This window comes from Paenibacillus sp. FSL P2-0136, assembly GCF_037975325.1.
Taxonomy (GTDB): Bacteria; Bacillota; Bacilli; order Paenibacillales; family Paenibacillaceae; genus Paenibacillus_AQ; species Paenibacillus_AQ silagei.
Window position 1 is genome coordinate 350932 of record NZ_CP150244.1, and the last position, 16158, is coordinate 367089.

Annotated in this window: 14 protein-coding genes; 11 read left to right on the forward strand and 3 right to left on the reverse strand. The window is 54.6% G+C overall.

Annotated features, from left to right (window positions below; genetic code table 11):
• Positions 1 to 7 precede the first annotated feature (7 nt).
• From NYE26_RS01480 to NYE26_RS01520, 9 genes are all read left to right on the forward strand, one after another.
• Positions 8 to 1099, forward strand: coding sequence for a D-alanine--D-alanine ligase (locus NYE26_RS01480; protein ID WP_036723792.1), 1092 nt, complete (start codon positions 8 to 10; stop codon positions 1097 to 1099).
• A gap of 47 nt (positions 1100 to 1146) precedes the next feature.
• Positions 1147 to 1464, forward strand: coding sequence for a hypothetical protein (locus tag NYE26_RS01485; RefSeq protein ID WP_036723794.1), 318 nt, complete (start codon positions 1147 to 1149; stop codon positions 1462 to 1464).
• Positions 1461 to 2468, forward strand: a complete 1008-nt coding sequence (gene uvsE / locus NYE26_RS01490; protein ID WP_036723795.1) for a UV DNA damage repair endonuclease UvsE — start codon at positions 1461 to 1463, stop codon at positions 2466 to 2468. The genes NYE26_RS01485 and uvsE overlap by 4 nt, the downstream gene beginning before the upstream one ends.
• A gap of 180 nt (positions 2469 to 2648) precedes the next feature.
• Positions 2649 to 3536, forward strand: coding sequence for an inositol monophosphatase family protein (locus tag NYE26_RS01495; RefSeq protein ID WP_339253375.1), 888 nt, complete (start codon positions 2649 to 2651; stop codon positions 3534 to 3536).
• 16 nt (positions 3537 to 3552) lie between these two features.
• The gene (locus NYE26_RS01500; protein ID WP_076084769.1) at positions 3553 to 3843 is read left to right on the forward strand and encodes a hypothetical protein; all 291 of its coding nucleotides are present in this window, start codon (positions 3553 to 3555) and stop codon (positions 3841 to 3843) included.
• A 165-nt stretch (positions 3844 to 4008) separates the two neighbouring features.
• Positions 4009 to 5301: a stalk domain-containing protein gene (locus tag NYE26_RS01505; RefSeq protein WP_339253378.1), complete on the forward strand. Its 1293-nt coding sequence runs from the start codon at positions 4009 to 4011 to the stop codon at positions 5299 to 5301.
• 104 nt (positions 5302 to 5405) lie between these two features.
• Complete coding sequence (gene def, locus NYE26_RS01510; RefSeq protein ID WP_339257284.1) at positions 5406 to 5969, forward strand: peptide deformylase; 564 nt, start codon at positions 5406 to 5408, stop codon at positions 5967 to 5969.
• Positions 5950 to 6132: a hypothetical protein gene (locus tag NYE26_RS01515; protein WP_339253380.1), complete on the forward strand. Its 183-nt coding sequence runs from the start codon at positions 5950 to 5952 to the stop codon at positions 6130 to 6132. Before def ends, NYE26_RS01515 begins: the two co-directional genes overlap by 20 nt.
• Positions 6133 to 6519: 387 nt before the next feature.
• A complete protein-coding gene (locus NYE26_RS01520) occupies positions 6520 to 7221 on the forward strand; it encodes a PBECR4 domain-containing protein (protein ID WP_339253382.1) in 702 nt (233 codons plus the stop codon).
• Between the two features lie 79 nt (positions 7222 to 7300).
• On the opposite strand, the gene NYE26_RS01525 is transcribed toward NYE26_RS01520, so the two are convergent.
• Both NYE26_RS01525 and NYE26_RS01530 read right to left on the reverse strand, forming a co-directional pair.
• Positions 7301 to 8617, reverse strand: coding sequence for a glutamate-1-semialdehyde 2,1-aminomutase (locus NYE26_RS01525; protein WP_339253384.1), 1317 nt, complete (start codon positions 8615 to 8617; stop codon positions 7301 to 7303).
• Positions 8618 to 8722: 105 nt separating this feature from the next.
• Entirely contained in the window at positions 8723 to 9781 is a 1059-nt protein-coding gene (locus NYE26_RS01530) for an LCP family protein (RefSeq protein WP_339253386.1), read from the reverse strand.
• A 102-nt stretch (positions 9782 to 9883) separates the two neighbouring features.
• On the opposite strand from NYE26_RS01530, the gene bcp reads away from it, so the two are divergent.
• On the forward strand, positions 9884 to 10348 hold the full coding sequence (gene bcp / locus NYE26_RS01535; RefSeq protein ID WP_339253388.1) for a thioredoxin-dependent thiol peroxidase: 465 nt from the start codon (positions 9884 to 9886) through the stop codon (positions 10346 to 10348).
• 120 nt (positions 10349 to 10468) lie between these two features.
• Complete coding sequence (locus tag NYE26_RS01540; RefSeq protein WP_339253390.1) at positions 10469 to 14755, forward strand: acyl-CoA dehydratase activase-related protein; 4287 nt, start codon at positions 10469 to 10471, stop codon at positions 14753 to 14755.
• A 676-nt stretch (positions 14756 to 15431) separates the two neighbouring features.
• Here the strand turns inward: NYE26_RS01540 and NYE26_RS01545 are convergent.
• Positions 15432 to 16118 (reverse strand): DinB family protein, encoded by a 687-nt coding sequence (locus tag NYE26_RS01545; protein ID WP_339253392.1) that lies wholly within the window; start codon positions 16116 to 16118, stop codon positions 15432 to 15434.
• Positions 16119 to 16158: the final 40 nt, after the last annotated feature.

Consider the following 16158-nt stretch of genomic DNA (forward strand, 5'->3'; position numbering starts at 1 on the left):
TTAGGGCATGGGGAACGCTAAAACTACCGTAGGACTGGTGTACGGCGGCAAATCCGGAGAGCATGAGGTATCGCTGCAGACGGCTTATGCGGTTATGAACGCTTTTGACTACGATAAATATGAGATTATTCCGTTCTATATCTCCAAGCAGGGGGTATGGAAGGTAGGTGCAGTGCTGGAGGCTCCCTTCCCCGCGATTGAGCAGCTTAAGCTCTCCGGGGTGGCTGGTGACATGGGTACAGCCCTGAATGCCTTGTTCAGCGGGCTCAGCGGAGGCGAGCAGGTAATAGACGTCATGTTCCCGCTGCTGCATGGTACGAACGGCGAGGATGGCACCATTCAGGGACTGTTCGAGATGGCGAATATCCCGTATATCGGTGCAGGGGTGCTGGCTTCATCGGCGGGTATGGATAAGGTAGTTATGAAGAAGCTGTTCGGCGAGGCGGGGCTGGAGCAATGTGATTACTGCTACTTCAATGCTGCGAACTGGAGACAGCGCAAGCATGAGCTGATTGTAGGTCTGGAGGATAAGCTGGGATATCCGGTATTCGTCAAGCCTGCCAACCTGGGCTCCAGCGTAGGAATCTCCAAGGCCACGGACAAGGAAAGTCTGATCAAGGCTGTGGATTATGCCTTCCGTTATGACACGAAGGTGATTATTGAGGAGTTCGTGGATGCGCGGGAAGTAGAGGTGGCGGTACTCGGCAATGAGGAGCCGGAGGCCTCGGTTCCGGGTGAAATCGTCTCTTCCGGTGAATATTATGATTATGCGGCCAAGTACACCGACGGCAAATCGCAAATGCTGATCCCGGCACCTGTCGATCCCGAGGTAGCGGACCACTTGCGCGAGTCGGCGATATTGGCCTTCAAGGCTATTGAGGGCAGCGGAATTACCCGGGCCGACTTTTTCCTGCGGAAGTCTGACGGCAAGATTCTTATTAATGAAGTGAATACCATGCCAGGCTTCACCCCGTTCAGCATGTATCCTCTGCTGTGGCGTGAGACCGGTGTGTCCTATAAAGCGCTGCTGGACCGTATGATCGGGCTGGCGCTGGAGCGTTACCGGTTCAGACAGGGCCTGAAGTACGATAATGAATAAACCACGTTGATCGGCGGGAGCATTCCGGCCGGGAAGGAGAGAGAAGCATGGGGTTTCAATCAGAATTCAATTCGGTGTGCAAGTTCAAGAATGAGCAGGAGCTGTACGAGCTGCTGGAGTACGGACGTACCAAGATGGTGAAGCAGGGCTTCCGTGTCTATCCGACCGGCCAGAAGGTGATCGCCTATACCCCGGAGAATGTAGCGGTGGCCATTGTCAAAATTTCTGCGTCGATTGCTGAAATCAATTTTCAGGGCAATGAGGTTACGGCGGTGGAAATGGATCTGGTCCGGAAGCTGAATGAGGAAGAGTCGCGCGTTCAGACGGCTCTTGCCTACGAGATGTTCTTCGGGGAAGAGGGATGATTGTCCGCTTCGGCTATGTTGCCATGTCTACGGTGATTCCTGACTGTTCTCCCTCCAAAACGATGACGATGGCAAGCTTCAACAAGCTGGGCGACCGGGAGGCGGGCCTTCGTAAGCTGGAATCCATCGCCCGGATGAATCTGCATAATACGCTCCGTCTGCTGAAGCATAATGTCGGATCGGATATTAAGGTCTACAGGCTCACCTCCAAGCTGGTTCCGCTGGCCACCCACCCTGATCTGGCGGACTGGAATCCGCTGGCTGCTCTTGCGGAGGAATTCGCTGAGGTGGGCAGCTATGTGAAGAAGCACGGGCTGCGCGTCAGCTTCCACCCGGATCACTTCACGGTGCTGAGTACGCCGCGGCCGGAGGTGCTTGCAAGCTCGATCCGTGATCTGCAGCATCATACGGACATGCTGGACGCGATGGGGCTGCCGGCGACGGCTAAGAGCAATATCCACATCGGCGGCGCTTACGGGGACAAGCCTCTGTCTGCGGAACGCTTCTGCGTACAATGCTCCGCGTTGCCGCTTGCGCTTAGAGAGCGGATGACGCTGGAGAACGACGACAAGACGTTCAACGCGGTAGAGACGCTGGAGGTTTGCCGCAGAATGGAGCTGCCGATGGTGCTGGATATCCATCACCAATGGGTCAACAATGAAGGTGAGCTTCCCTGGGAGCTGTGGCCGGAGATCCTGAAGACATGGACAAGCCCTCTGGCACTGAAGGATGTACCGCCCGGAGGGCAGCTGCCGCCGAAGATCCATGTGTCCAGCCCGCGCAGCCCGTCTGATCCGCGCAGCCATGCCGATGGGGTGGAGCCGGCACCGCTGGTTGCTTTTCTGAAGCGGATTGCTGCGGATACTCCCGCCGTAGATGTGATGATTGAGGCGAAGCTCAAGGATGGGGCCCTGTTCGGTCTGATGGAGGAGATGAAGGGACTGTCGGAAGGCGGGAATGGAATTATGGTACTAAACGGAGCGAGTGTGAATATAGAACCATAACTGGCAAAAAACTTGCCGGCCAGGCCCGTGAGCGGCACTAGTCATGACTTGATAAACCGGCCGAAATGAGGTACGTTGAAAGAAAGTTGAGCAGTCATGTTCTAAGGCAGAGAAAGGGTATCCTGCGGAAACAGCGGTCCCCGGGAGAACAATCATGCGCAAAGAAAGCGGAGTGAAGAGATGAGTCCTGTAAGTCCTGATAACCGAAATGAACGGCAGCCCTATGTAGTTACAAGCAAGGGACATACGGCGGCAGCCATCAATGCTGCGGCCAAAGCGGGGGAATGGATCAAGAGCAGACAAGGCCAGGTGAAGGAGCTGGGCAGTAAGACATCGGCCCAGGATCTGGTCACGGAGGTCGATAAGGGTGTGGAGCAGATGATCCGCCGGCTGATCCTGACCCATTATCCCGACCATGCCATCCTTGGTGAGGAGGGTGTTGAGCCTGGTGCGGAGGCACTGACGGCCGCGCTGGATGAAGCACGGGAGCATGAGTATCTGTGGATCGTCGATCCGATAGACGGCACGACTAATTTCGTGCACGGCTTCCCGTTCTATTGTGTATCGATTGCTCTGGTTGTTAAGGGAGAGCTTACGGTAGGCGTGATCTATGATCCGATCCGGGACGAGATGTTCGTGGCCGAGAAGGGGAAGGGCGCATACATGCACGGGATTCCTACGAAGGTATCGGCTGAGACTCTGCCGGGCAACAGCCTGATCGCCATGGGCTTCCCGCCGGACCGCGTGATGGCCCAGCCGGCGAATATGGCCGGGCTGCAGCAGATTATGCCGCAGGTCCGCGGCATTCGTGCCGGAGGATCGGCGGCACTGCATCTGGCTTATGTTGCTGCCGGACGAGTGGACGGGTATTGGGAGGTTGGACTGAGCCCTTGGGACTGCGCAGCGGGGGTGCTGCTGGTGCTGGAATCCGGCGGCAAGGTCACGAATACGCTGGGTGATCCCTACGATATCGGCACACGCCATGTAGTCGCAAGCAATGGACGAATTCATGATTATCTGGTTACGTCCCTGCAGGCCGCAGATGCTACAGGCTTCAAGAAGCAGTAGGAGGGCTTACACCGTTATGAATGAGAATGAAGATCTGGAGCGGAGGCTAAGCGAGCTTCTGGAGGACGGCGAGATGGAGCAGGCGGACCGGCAGGCCAAGGAGATCCGTCAGATTTCGCCCAAGTATGAGATCCGCATACAGACTACACTTGACCCCATAGTCGAAGAGACGCTTCGTTACCGCAAAATCGCCTATGAGCTGGATGACCGGTATGATAAATATGTGAAGCGCTCAGACCAGGCAAGCGGTCCGCCCAGTATTGGCGAACCGAAAAAATCTTCAGAATCCGGCAGCGGAGAGCGATAAGCTGCTGTTATCCACAGGAGCGGTTTTCCGAATTATCGGGAGACCGCTCTTTTGCGCAAAGATCAGCTGTTGAAACGTTATCTGCTATAAAAAGACGGCAAAGCTGTTTCCACAGGAGCTGGGCGGGATGTTAGAATAGAATTATACTAATTTAGGAGGAATACGATGCTGAAGACATGGAGAAGGTTAATGTCAGCTTTTGCTAGCGGACTGCTGTTGTTCACCGTATTAATCAATGTGCATGCAGGTCCGGCGGTTGCCGCTGCAGCAGCCGTGGCGCAAGGAACAGAGCAGGATGTCTTTCGCATCGTGGCACTTGGAGATTCTATTACTGCCGGGTATGAGCCGGGGATGACTGATCCCTCCGTGAAGCCGTACGGATACGCTGAGCGATTACTGGAGCAGGGCTGGTACCACGGCAGAAGTGAGCTTAAGAATTATGGCATTTTGGGCCTTAAGACAGCGGGACTCCTTCAATATACCGGAGCGATTAAGGACAGCGCGGTAATTACGCCGGAGGCCATTCAGCCGGGGCTGTCTGATCCGCGTACCTTGCAATTTGCTGCGCTGGCCCCGCAGATTAGAACGGAGCTCGCTGCGGCAGATCTGATTACCATTACCATCGGCGGTAATGATGTCAGCAGTCTGTTCTTGAATTACAAGACGCTGACCGATGCCGATTTCGCTTCCCAGCTTGCGGAGCGTCTGACGGAATACAGCAGTAATGTAACAGCGCTGCTGAAGAATATCCGGGAAGTGAATCCGCAGGCAACCATTCTGCTGGCCGACCAGTATCAGCCTGCTCCGAAAATCGCCCTGGGGGCTTCGTATGACAAGCTGATGAATGCGGCTGCACAGTTCACCATCGCGGCTGAGAATATCGCGGCTACCCTGAACCAGGCAGGCGCTCCGCTTAAGGTAGCTCATGTAGCCGCAAAGTTCGCCGGGGTAGAGGGATCGCTAACTCATATCATCGGAGCAGGGGCGGCAGACTTCCATCCTACGCAGCTTGGATATGAACGGATTGCCACTGTATTCGCTGAAATGCAATGGGGTGAATACCGTACGCCGGCAGTAACGGCGATGGCTTCGGAGACAGCGCCGATGTCCATCGTGGTGAAGGGGAAGGAACTGAATACGCCCAACAAGCCCATTTTGAAGAACGGGCAGAACTTTCTGGCGCTGAAGGATATTCTGAATGCAGTGGGTGCGGATGGCAAATGGGATAACAAAACCTCTAGTGCGACTGTAATTTACGGAGGAAGAACGGTGGTTATTACGATCGGCTCGAAGACCATTAAGGTGAACGGTGCGGATGTAGCGATTGATACTCCAGCTTTTCTGCATAAGGTTGGCAAAGAGGATAAAACCTATCTTCCGCTCGCCGCACTCGCTACCGGACTGGGCTTCGATGTGAATTACAGCAGCAAGCTGCGGACAGCTTTCATTAATCCTTAATCGCGCATAATCTAACCATAGCATCATCAAATCAGTCCCGTAGTGGAAAAGGTGGATGAACCCAGTTGTCTAGTACAAAGTATAATGCTGATTACATCATCACGATGGAGGATATAGTGCGGGAAGGCGACCCTGTCCTGCGTACGGTAGCGGAACCCGTACAGCTGCCGCTGCAGGCAGAAGACCGTGGTGTACTGCAGAGCATGATGCAGTTCCTGAAGAACAGTCAGGATGCCGAAATGTCTGCCAAGTATAAGCTGCGTTCAGGGGTAGGCTTATCCGCTAACCAGATCGGAATAACGAAGCGGATGTTTGTCATGTTTTTGAAGGACGATAATGGCAAGAATGTGGAATATACCTGGGTGAATCCCAAGATTATCAGCCATTCATTGGCGATGGTCTATCTGCCGGAGAGCGAGGGCTGCCTGTCTGTGGACCGGCCGGTGCACGGCTTCGTACCGCGTTATGAATCTGTGAAGGTCAGGGGCTTCGATCTGAACGGCGAGGTGGTAACCCAGAAATTCAAAGGCTATCAGGCGATCATCATCCAGCATGAGATGGATCACCTGGACGGAACGATGTTCTATGACCGGATCAATCCGCAGAACCCGTTCAAGCTTCCGCAGGATGTGGAGATCCGCAGCCTGTATGAGCAGAAGAGCAAGTAGACAAGGGACTTTTCACAAGCACCTGATGTCCGAAGTAGCTATTGTGATAAGCTATGTAGTTGTCGCCTTCACGGGCGGGAGCATGCCGCTTGCCGTACGGCTGGTGACCCCGCTTGCGGTGGCAGCGTTGTTTGTGTATGGACGGCGGAAGAATGATAAGTAGTGATTTTATCTGGGGTATTTTTACAAATTATTTCATTGAAATCCGTGCTAATATCATGTAAACTGGGTATAGTAATATTAAGTTGTATCTCATTCTTAGATACATGCTGGACACGGTAGCGTCCGGTACCCTGCGGGAGGGTCTCACAAAATCCTGGAATATCACCAATCGGCTACCACGTAATCATCATTCTTGGTTTCACGGAATATCATATAAGTATGTCGCTTGAAGCGAGCTGGACATGGTAGCGTCCGGTACCCTGCGGGAGGGTCTTATAAAATCCTGGAATACCACCAATCGGCTACCTTTAATAATAATGTATTGCTCTGATGTCTTTCTCATCAGGGCATTTTTGTTATTAAGAAAATAGTTCTAGGGGGAACATCATTGCTAACTGCCGCAGCTCTTATCGCACTTCAATCGAAACCATCATTTACGGATGTCGAATTACTGCCGCTAAGCGATTTATATTACCAATATCTATATCCAAATGTCTTTGAATTTGGTCTAGCAAGCGGTGAAATAATAATATTGAAGTTCAATTTAGAGGCATTCTGCCATTTACTTGGCCTTAAAAAAACTGTTGAACAGGCGCGAAGGCTCAGCCGGGAAGTGAAGAATGAATACAAGGGAATGGCCGGTTGGAATGCGATTCGTGAAGGGCGGTCAAGCAAAGCAATTATACGTGCGTATGGAGTTTCGTTGGACCCGATGAAAGACAAGATGTTGTTTTTTTATTACTTGCCTGAACTTCTCCGAGTTGGCTCATTAGCAATCAAGTTTGTTCCTTCAGGTTCAACCCGAATTCCTTCTGAAATTATTATTTATAATTTGCATGTTGCAGACAATACATACATCCAAATTGGAATCAGCAAATGTGACCACGGAAGATGGTACTATCCTGAGACCTTTTTAATTGAACGTGTCAAAGTTTCTCGGCCTACTAATAAATTTGCCGACCCGCCAAGCACTGTTGTTTCTATCACCAGTCGGAACATTTATCCGCGATATTCTTCTCCAATCCGACCAAAAGTCAGAAGAGCAGCTTGTCAGCTACCAAAGCGTTCAAATCGATTAAGGAAGCACTAGAGTTGAGGCTATTATTCATATATTAAAAACAAACCCCTGCCGCTTAAAGGCAGGGGTTCTCCTATAGGGTCAAAATCGATTACTTCTCCGTAGCCATAGCCGCGAATGAAGCCTCTGCCGCCTCCAAGGTGAGGTCGATGTCGGCATCCGTGTGGGCTGTGGTCAGGAACCACGCCTCATATTTGGACGGGGCCAGGTTGATGCCCCGGCTCAGCATATGCCGGAAGAAGCTGGCGAACAGTTCACCATCGGTATCCTGCGCTTCTTCATAATTCGTAATCGGATGGCTGCAAAAATGTGTGGAGAATGCACCACGAATTCGGTTGATGGTTAGTGGAATACCGTGACGGTCAGCGGACGCCTGAAGTCCTTCGGTCAGGCGGATGGCCAGCCGCTCCATCTCGTCATAGACGCCTTCCGCGCTAAGCACCTCCAGGCAGGCGATCCCTGCCGAGATGGAGGCGGGGTTACCGGCCATCGTGCCGGCCTGATAAGCAGGACCGAGCGGAGCGACCTGCTCCATAACATGCTTGCGGCCGCCGTAAGCGCCAATAGGCAGCCCGCCGCCGATGATTTTGCCAAGGGCAGTCAGATCGGGAATGATGTCCTCATGATTAGCAAGACCGGCATAGGTCTGTGTGGAGCCATAGTGGAAACGGAAGGCCGTAATGACTTCATCATAGATAACCAGGGAGCCGTTCTCGTGCGTCAGCTTGCATAAGCCTTCCAGGAAGCCTGGCTCCGGCATAACCATACCGAAGTTGCCGACAATCGGCTCGACCATCACGGCAGCCACATCCTGGCCCCATTGCTCCAGCGCTTCACGCAGGGCATCCAGATCATTGAAGGGAACGGTGATGACCTCCTGGGCGATACTGGCCGGAACGCCTGCGCTGTCAGGGATGCCCAGCGTCGATGGACCTGAACCTGCGGCTACAAGCACAAGATCAGAGTGGCCGTGATAACAGCCGGCGAATTTGATGATTTTGCTGCGCTTCGTGTAGGCGCGGGCGACGCGGATGGTCGTCATGACGGCTTCTGTACCGGAGTTGACGAAGCGGACCTTGTCCATCGAGGGAATAGCTTCCTTCAGCATCTTAGCCAGCTTGATCTCAAGCCGGGTTGGCGTTCCGTAGAGCAGTCCGTTCTGCGCGGCCTCAGTAATAGCGGCGGTGATATGAGGGTGGGCATGTCCGGTAATAATCGGGCCATAAGCGGCCAGATAATCAATATATTCATTGCCGTCCTCATCCCAAAAGCGTGAGCCTCCGGCGCGTTTCATGAAGACAGGGGCGCCTCCGCCCACGGCCTTGAAGGAGCGGGAGGGGCTGTTCACGCCTCCGACAATATGCTGGAGAGCTTCCTCGTATAACTGTTCTGATGTGCTGCGGTTCATAGCTAATGTTCCTTTCTTCTTGGCTTGCGCTCATGGGAAAGGGCGAACCGCGGCTGATTCCCGCTGTCCGCCCGCCCCGTGTGCCAAGCATGGTTATATTGGATGTTACTTTGTTCCCGGTGAAGCGGAAGGGCTGCTGCCCGGTGAAGCCTCTGCTCCAGGAGTTGGCGATGGTTCGGGTGCAGTGAGCGTATCCTCTACGAACTGCTTCAGTGCCTTCTCGCCGCTGAACCCGATCACCTGGGAGCCGTCCTTGAGGGTCTTCTCCCGGATCAGGTGCATCGGCGGGATCTGCGCACTGCCGCCCATAGAGCTGTCATAGCCTACAGCGCCGAGCTTCCACATGTCGCTAATATCAAGATTCGTGTCAATATAAGGTGTAACCTCACCAAGAATGGTCGGCAGCTTGATAATGGAGGTGGTGCTGATCACCTTATCTGCTACAGCCTTAAGGAAGCCGCGCTGGCGCTCTGTCCGGGTGAAATCGGAGGTCGCGTCATGACGGAAGCGCACATACTGCAGAGCCATTTTGCCATCCAGGTGCTGGAAGCCCTTCTTGAGATCGATATCGAACTCAGGCCCGTCCGCCTTGGTGGTATAACGCATATCCTTCTCGACCTCATAATCTACACCGCCTACAGCATCCACCAGCTTCATGAAGCCCTGGAAATCGGTATAGACATAATATTGAATCGGGATACCGAGCAGGTCGCTGACCGTCTGCATCGCCGTGTTGGGTCCATAGGTAATGGCGGCATTGATCCGCTGTGTACCGTGGTCAGGGATGTCAACATAAGTGTCGCGAAGAATGGAAAAGACATAGAACTTCTTCTTCACCGGATCAAGTGAGGCTACCAGCATAGTGTCGGAACGAGGAACCTCGCCCTTCTTCACCCCGCGCGCATCCACGCCCATGAGCAGGATATTGACCGGCTCTGTGCCTTCCCATACAGGGGGCTTAACCGCCTCAGCCGAAGCTGTGGGAACATTGGCGAACGGAGAATCTTCACCTGTCTTGTGGAGGTTATCGAGCTGATTGTAAATTGCAGTGAAATAGTAAACCAGACCTCCGATGATTAAAAGGAGTATGATTGCCAGAGTCCAGAGCAGCGTTTTCTTCTTTGACTTGCCGGCTTTGGCGTGCCGGTTCTTTCTTGGTGGCATTTCGTTCGTCCTTTCCAGTTCACATTCTCTACATTATAATTTCTTTTGGGAAGACACGCAATTTCAGAAATCAACAACCACATTAAGAGGAGTGAATAATAAATGAGTATCACAGTAGGTGACAAGGTTCCAGACTTCACAATCCCTGCCTCAACAGGGGGTAACATCAGCTTGAGCGATTACCGCGGCAGGAAGGTGCTGCTCTACTTCTATCCTAAGGACAGTACCCCGGCCTGCACCCAGGAGGCCTGCGATTTCCGTGATGCCCACGATACGATTGCCGCGAATGGGGCGGTTGTTCTTGGAATCAGTGCCGATCCGCTGGCCTCACACAGCAAATTTATTGCGAAGAATAGCCTGCCCTTTCCGTTATTATCCGATGAGGAGCATACGGTGAGCGAATTGTTCGGGGTGTGGCAGCTTAAGAAGCTCTACGGTAAGGAATTCATGGGGATTGTGCGCTCTACTTTTCTGATTGATGAGGAAGGAGGAATTCTGAGAGCGGAGTGGCGAAAAGTCAGAGTGAAGGGCCATGTGGAGGCCGCATTAGAACAAATCGTGAAATAATTAAGTATGCTGGGAATTAATTGTATTTGTCTGTTACTTTTCTAACAGCTATAGTCAGGCTCACTCGTGATATAGTTGCCTCATATTACTTCAAATTTGGAGCAAGGTATGGGGGATGGCATGAAGAGACTGCGTATTGGGCTTGACGTCGGATCAACTACAGCCAAATTGGTGGTTATGGAACGGGATATCATTATATATCAGGATTATGTGCGTCATTTCAGTGATATAAAAAAAGCGGCGGTTGCCCTGCTCTCAGAGGTGCAGCATAGGTTCCCCGGCAGTGAAGCGGCGCTCACCGTAAGCGGCTCCTCCGGGTTGTCCCTGTCCAAGCTCGGGGAGATTCCGTTTGTCCAGGAGGTCATTGCCTGCACGAGGGCGATCAACGGACGGATTCCGGAATGTGATACCGCGATTGAGCTGGGCGGAGAGGATGCCAAAATCATCTACCTCAGCGGCGGCATTGAGCAGCGGATGAACACAGCCTGTGCAGGCGGTACAGGGGCATTCATCGATCAGATGGCCTCTCTGCTGCAGACGGACCCTGCGGGTCTGAATGCGCTTGCGGTGAAGCATGAGCGGATCTATCCCATCGCTTCCCGCTGCGGGGTATTTGCCAAGAGCGATGTGCAGCCGCTGCTGAATGAAGGGGCGCGGCGTGAGGATGTGGCGGCCTCGATCTTCCAGAGCATCGTGAACCAGACGATCAGCGGCTTGGCCTGCGGACGGCCGATCCGTGGGCGTGTTGCTTTTCTCGGAGGACCGTTGACCTTCCTGTCCGCTCTGCGGGACCGGTTCACGGAGACGCTTGGACTGAAGGAGGAGGAGGTGCTGTTCCCGGAGCACTCGCAATACTTCGTCGCCATCGGTTCGGCGCTTGCCGGGTCAGATCCCGTATTCCTGCCGCTCAGCGGCTGGATCGCCCGGATCATGGCTGTAGACTTCTCGCAGGACCGCGCGGAGGATGCAGAGCTGGCGCCGCTGTTCAGAGCGCCGGATGATCTGGCACAGTTCAGACTTCGTCACAGTCAGGCTACAGCACCGCGTTCCGCGCTGGCTGCCTACCGGGGGCCGGTCTATCTGGGCATTGATGCCGGCTCTACCACGACCAAGCTAGTGGTTACCGGAGCGGCGGATGAGATTCTGCATACCTTTTACGGGAGCAATGGAGGCAATCCTCTGCAGTCGGTTACGGACGCGCTGAAGGAGCTCTACCGGATTCTGCCCTCAGGCTGCTACATTGCGGGAGCTTACGCAACCGGTTATGGAGAGGGTCTGGTCAAGGCGGCGCTGCGGATGGATGGCGGAGAAGTAGAGACGGTGGCCCATTACAAGGCAGCCTCCCGGTTCATGCCGGAGGTCGACTTCATCCTCGATATCGGCGGACAGGACATGAAGTGCATCAAGATTCGCGGGGGAGCCATCGACAGCCTGATGCTTAATGAAGCCTGCTCGGCGGGCTGCGGCTCCTTCCTGGAGAGCTTCGCTTCCGCACTGGAGCTTGGCATAGAGGAGTTCGCCGCTGCGGCACTCGAATCGAAGGGACCGGTGAATCTCGGCTCGCGCTGTACTGTATTCATGAATTCCAAGGTGAAGCAGGTCCAGAAGGAGGGGGCGACACTTGCCGATCTCTCGGCGGGGCTTGCCTATTCCGTGGTGAAGAATGCGCTGCAAAAGGTGATCAAGATCCGTAATCCCGAGGATTTGGGCCGGAATATTATTGTCCAGGGCGGCACCTTCTACAATGAAGCCGTCCTGCGGGCTTTTGAGCTGCTGACCGGAAGAACGGTAGTCAGACCTGATATCGCCGGCGTGATGGGCGCTTACGGATGTGCGCTGATGGCCAGAGAACAGGCTGTCCCGGAAGGAATCAGCACGATTCTCGGACCGGAGGAGCTGGAGAGCTTCCAGTATTCAGTCGCTCCAGGCCGCTGCAGCCGCTGTGCCAACAACTGTGCGCTGACCATCAGCCGGTTCCCGGACAAGAGCTTCCATGTGACGGGGAACCGCTGTGAACGCGGCGCAGGCGGCAAGAAAGAGAAGAACACGCTGCCGAACCTGATGCAATATAAATATGAGCGGTTCTTCGCGTATGAGGGCCTGCCTGAAGTGGCAGCGCTCCGGGGAACGGTTGGACTTCCTCGCACAATGAATATGTTCGAGAATTACCCGTTCTGGCATACCTTTTTCACCTCGCTGCGCTACCGGACCGTGCTGTCTCCGAAGTCTAGTAAGAAGCTGTATGAGAGCGGAATGGATACCATTCCTTCGGAATCCATCTGCTATCCGGCCAAAATGGCCCATGGGCATGTACAGCAGCTGATCGGCCAGGGCGTGGACTTCATCTTTTACCCGGCGGTGGTGTATGAGAAGAAGGAGGATGATGCGGCGCAGAATCACTTCAACTGCCCGGTGGTTGCCTCCTACCCCGAGGTGATCCGCAATAATATGGACGGACTGAAGGAGCAGGGGGTTCCGCTGGTCAGCCCGTTCCTGACCTTCGACGATATTCCGGCGCTGACCCGGGTGCTGGCGCGAACCTTCGCCGAGGTGCCTAAGGAGGAGATTGCGTCTGCTGTCCAGGCAGGACTGGCGGAAGCGGAGCAGGCGAAGAACGATGTGCGCACCAAGGGCGAGGAGACGCTGGTCTTCCTCACGGAGACAGGTACGAAGGGGATTCTGCTCTGCGGACATCCGTATCATGCCGACCCTGAGATCAACCACGGGATTGCCGATATGATTACCGGTATGGGGCTTGCGGTGCTGACCGAGGATTCGATCTGCCATCTGGACCGCAGCGAAGGGGATGTTGGCGTAGTGAACCAGTGGACCTACCATGCGCGGATGTACCGTGCGGCCCGGCTGGCAGCGGGAAGAAGTGATCTGGAGCTGGTCCAGCTCACCTCCTTCGGCTGCGGGATCGATGCGATTACCTGCGATGCGGTTCAGGAGATTATGGAGCGTCACAACAAGGTCTATACGCTCATCAAAATCGATGAAATCAGTAATCTCGGAGCCGCGCGGATTCGCCTGCGTTCGCTCCAGGCCGCAATGCGTGAGCGCGAGAGAGGTGAGGTTAAGCCGCAGCTGCTCTACAAGCCGCAAGCTAATGTGCCGTTCACCAAAGAAATGAAGGATACCTATACCATCCTTGCCCCGCAGATGTCGCCGATTCATTTCGAGCTGTTCGAACGGGTCTTCCAGGATGCGGGCTACCGGCTGAAAATTCTGGAATCGACCGGTCCGCAGGAGACGGAGGAAGGCCTCCGGTACGTCAACAATGATGCCTGTTATCCGGCGATTGTAACGATCGGGCAGATGCTGTCGGCACTGAAGAGCGGCGATTATGACCCGGACCGGACGGCTGTAATCATGTCGCAGACCGGCGGCGGCTGCCGGGCGACGAACTACATCTCTCTGCTGCGCAAGGCGCTGAAGGATGCCGATCTGGGGCAGATCCCGGTGATCTCCCTGAATGCCTCCGGGATGGAGAACCAGCCGGGCTTCCGCATCAGCCTGAAGCTGGCGAACCGCCTGATCGCCGCAGCCTGCTACGGAGATCTGATGATGCGCCTGCTGCACCGCTTCAGACCGTATGAAGCGGTGCCGGGAAGCACAGAGGCCTTATTCCGCCAAGGAATGGGACGCTGCAAGGGCAGCCTGTCGAACTTCTCGTTCCGCGAATACAAGCGGTTGACCCGTGAGATTGTTGCCGGGTTCTCGCGGCTGCCAGTTATCTCAGCGGATAAGCCCAAGGTGGGCATTGTCGGGGAGATTCTAATCAAATTCCATCCGGATGCCAACAATCATATCATTGACATGATTGAGGCGGAGGGCGGAGAGGCCGTGATGCCTGATTTCCTGGACTTTATTTTCTATTGTGTCTACAATCCGATCTACAAGGCCGAGCAATTCGGCAAAAGCAAGCGGCTGGGCTATATCAATCCCATGCTGATCTCCTATCTCGAAATCTACCGCAAGCCGGTCAAGGTAGCGCTGGAGCAGGCTGGACTATCCAAAGGCCGGGAGAATATCTACGGTCTGGCTGAGAAGGCAAGCCGCCTCGTGTCGGTTGGCAACCAGATGGGCGAAGGCTGGTTCCTGACGGCGGAGATGATGGATCTGCTGGATAACGGTGTGAACAATATTGCCTGCATTCAGCCGTTTGCCTGCCTGCCGAACCATATTACCGGGCGCGGGATGATTAAAGGGCTTAAGGATCTATATCCTGGTGCGAACATCGTCGCTATTGATTATGATGCCGGAGTCAGCGTGGTCAATCAGGCCAACCGGATCAAGCTGATGATGTCGATTGCCAGCGGCCTCGCCGCCGGTACCCAGCCGTCAGCGGACGATCTGGCACAGCTGGTGCCAGTCATGGCCGGTAGTGTGGGATGTCAGGGGTAGAGCAAGCCGCCTGCGGATAAGCAGCGGTTGAATAGATGAAGAGCGGACCGGAGGAAACTCCGGTCCGCTTGTTTGCCTTCCAGGGTTCAACCCCCATGTGTGCGGAGAACCGAACACATGGGGCCCGCAGGAGGCAAGTGGAGAGAAAGTAGTCGAAAAACCGACTACATGGAGCAGGCGTGAAGCACGTGGGCCAAATGTAGTCGAAAAACCGACTACATGGAGCAGGCGCGGAGCACGTGGGCCAAATGTAGTCGGAAAACCGACTACATGAAGCAGGCGCGGAGCACGTGGGCCAAATGTAGTCGGAAAACCGACTACATGAAGCAGGCGCGGAGCACGTGGGCCAAATGTAGTCGGAAAACCGACTACATGGAGCAGGCGCGGAGCACGTGGGTCAAATGTAGTCGGAAAACCGACTACATGAAGCAGGCGCGGAGCACATGGGCCAAATGTAGTCGAAAAACCGACTACATGAAGCAGGCGCGGAGCACGTGGGCCAAATGTAGTCGGAAAACCGACTACATGAAGCAGGCGCGGAGCACGTGGGCCAAATGTAGTCGGAAAACCGACTACATGGAGCAGGCGCGGAGCACGTGGGCCAAATGTAGTCGGAAAACCGACTACATGAAGCAGGCGCGGAGCACGTGGGTCAAATCCTCCGGATACCCCGGAGTCACTTCTGCAGCTTCTGCTTCACCCGCATCGCTTTGTTCAGATGGACGAAGTTATGCCGGGTGGCCGGCATCAGTACCTGACCGGCAAAGGTCTTGCCGCCCCAATAATCCATTAGCCACTGCTCGCTGTCGAGTACCGCTTTCTCCTCCCGGACTCTCTCGAACTGCGCCGGAGTTGCCTTCATCCCGAGCTGTCCCGGCTCCAGAGCGGATAGGATGGAACGTGTTCTGCGGGCGACATCGCGCCGGTACTCGGATAGCGCTCCGAGGTTCACCTCTCTACTGAGTGTAGCAACATCCTGTTCACTCATTCCGTTGCCGGAATGAACGTAAGGAACCCCCAGCCTCCGGGCATACTGACCGGAGTATAGCACCTGCTCACGGTCTGCCCCCAGGATGTTCATGGTGATATCCTCTATTCGTGCACTGTGCCACAGATGCCAGATTATAGAATTACGGCTGCCGGGTGTCTGCACCGGGTAGCTGCGCGCGGTGGACTCCAGCAGCTGGTCCCATAAGGCATCCTCATAGGTTGCCTGTTCCCCGTTGCCTTCTTCAGAGGCGTAGAGGGAGGTATGCAGCTCCAGAATGATAGCGACTGCTTCAGTATGCGCCTCCGGCTTGGTGATGATCCTGGACAACATTTTATGCTGCCTGTTCCAGTGATTTCGTTGTTCTGTATTCATGTTTAATCCTCGCTTTCCGTAATTTTCAGAAAATTTCTGC

Bases quoted from the DNA above. Each gene is read 5' to 3' on its own strand.
- NYE26_RS01480 (WP_036723792.1), top strand. From the start codon at position 8: ATGGGGAACGCTAAAACTACCGTAGGACTGGTGTACGGCGGCAAATCC.
- NYE26_RS01485 (WP_036723794.1), top strand. From the start codon at position 1,147: ATGGGGTTTCAATCAGAATTCAATTCGGTGTGCAAGTTCAAGAATGAG.
- uvsE (WP_036723795.1), top strand. From the start codon at position 1,461: ATGATTGTCCGCTTCGGCTATGTTGCCATGTCTACGGTGATTCCTGAC.
- NYE26_RS01495 (WP_339253375.1), top strand. From the start codon at position 2,649: ATGAGTCCTGTAAGTCCTGATAACCGAAATGAACGGCAGCCCTATGTA.
- NYE26_RS01500 (WP_076084769.1), top strand. From the start codon at position 3,553: ATGAATGAGAATGAAGATCTGGAGCGGAGGCTAAGCGAGCTTCTGGAG.
- NYE26_RS01505 (WP_339253378.1), top strand. From the start codon at position 4,009: ATGCTGAAGACATGGAGAAGGTTAATGTCAGCTTTTGCTAGCGGACTG.
- def (WP_339257284.1), top strand. From the start codon at position 5,406: ATGGAGGATATAGTGCGGGAAGGCGACCCTGTCCTGCGTACGGTAGCG.
- NYE26_RS01515 (WP_339253380.1), top strand. From the start codon at position 5,950: ATGAGCAGAAGAGCAAGTAGACAAGGGACTTTTCACAAGCACCTGATG.
- NYE26_RS01525 (WP_339253384.1), bottom strand. From the start codon at position 8,617: ATGAACCGCAGCACATCAGAACAGTTATACGAGGAAGCTCTCCAGCAT.
- NYE26_RS01530 (WP_339253386.1), bottom strand. From the start codon at position 9,781: ATGCCACCAAGAAAGAACCGGCACGCCAAAGCCGGCAAGTCAAAGAAG.
- bcp (WP_339253388.1), top strand. From the start codon at position 9,884: ATGAGTATCACAGTAGGTGACAAGGTTCCAGACTTCACAATCCCTGCC.
- NYE26_RS01540 (WP_339253390.1), top strand. From the start codon at position 10,469: ATGAAGAGACTGCGTATTGGGCTTGACGTCGGATCAACTACAGCCAAA.
- NYE26_RS01545 (WP_339253392.1), bottom strand. From the start codon at position 16,118: ATGAATACAGAACAACGAAATCACTGGAACAGGCAGCATAAAATGTTG.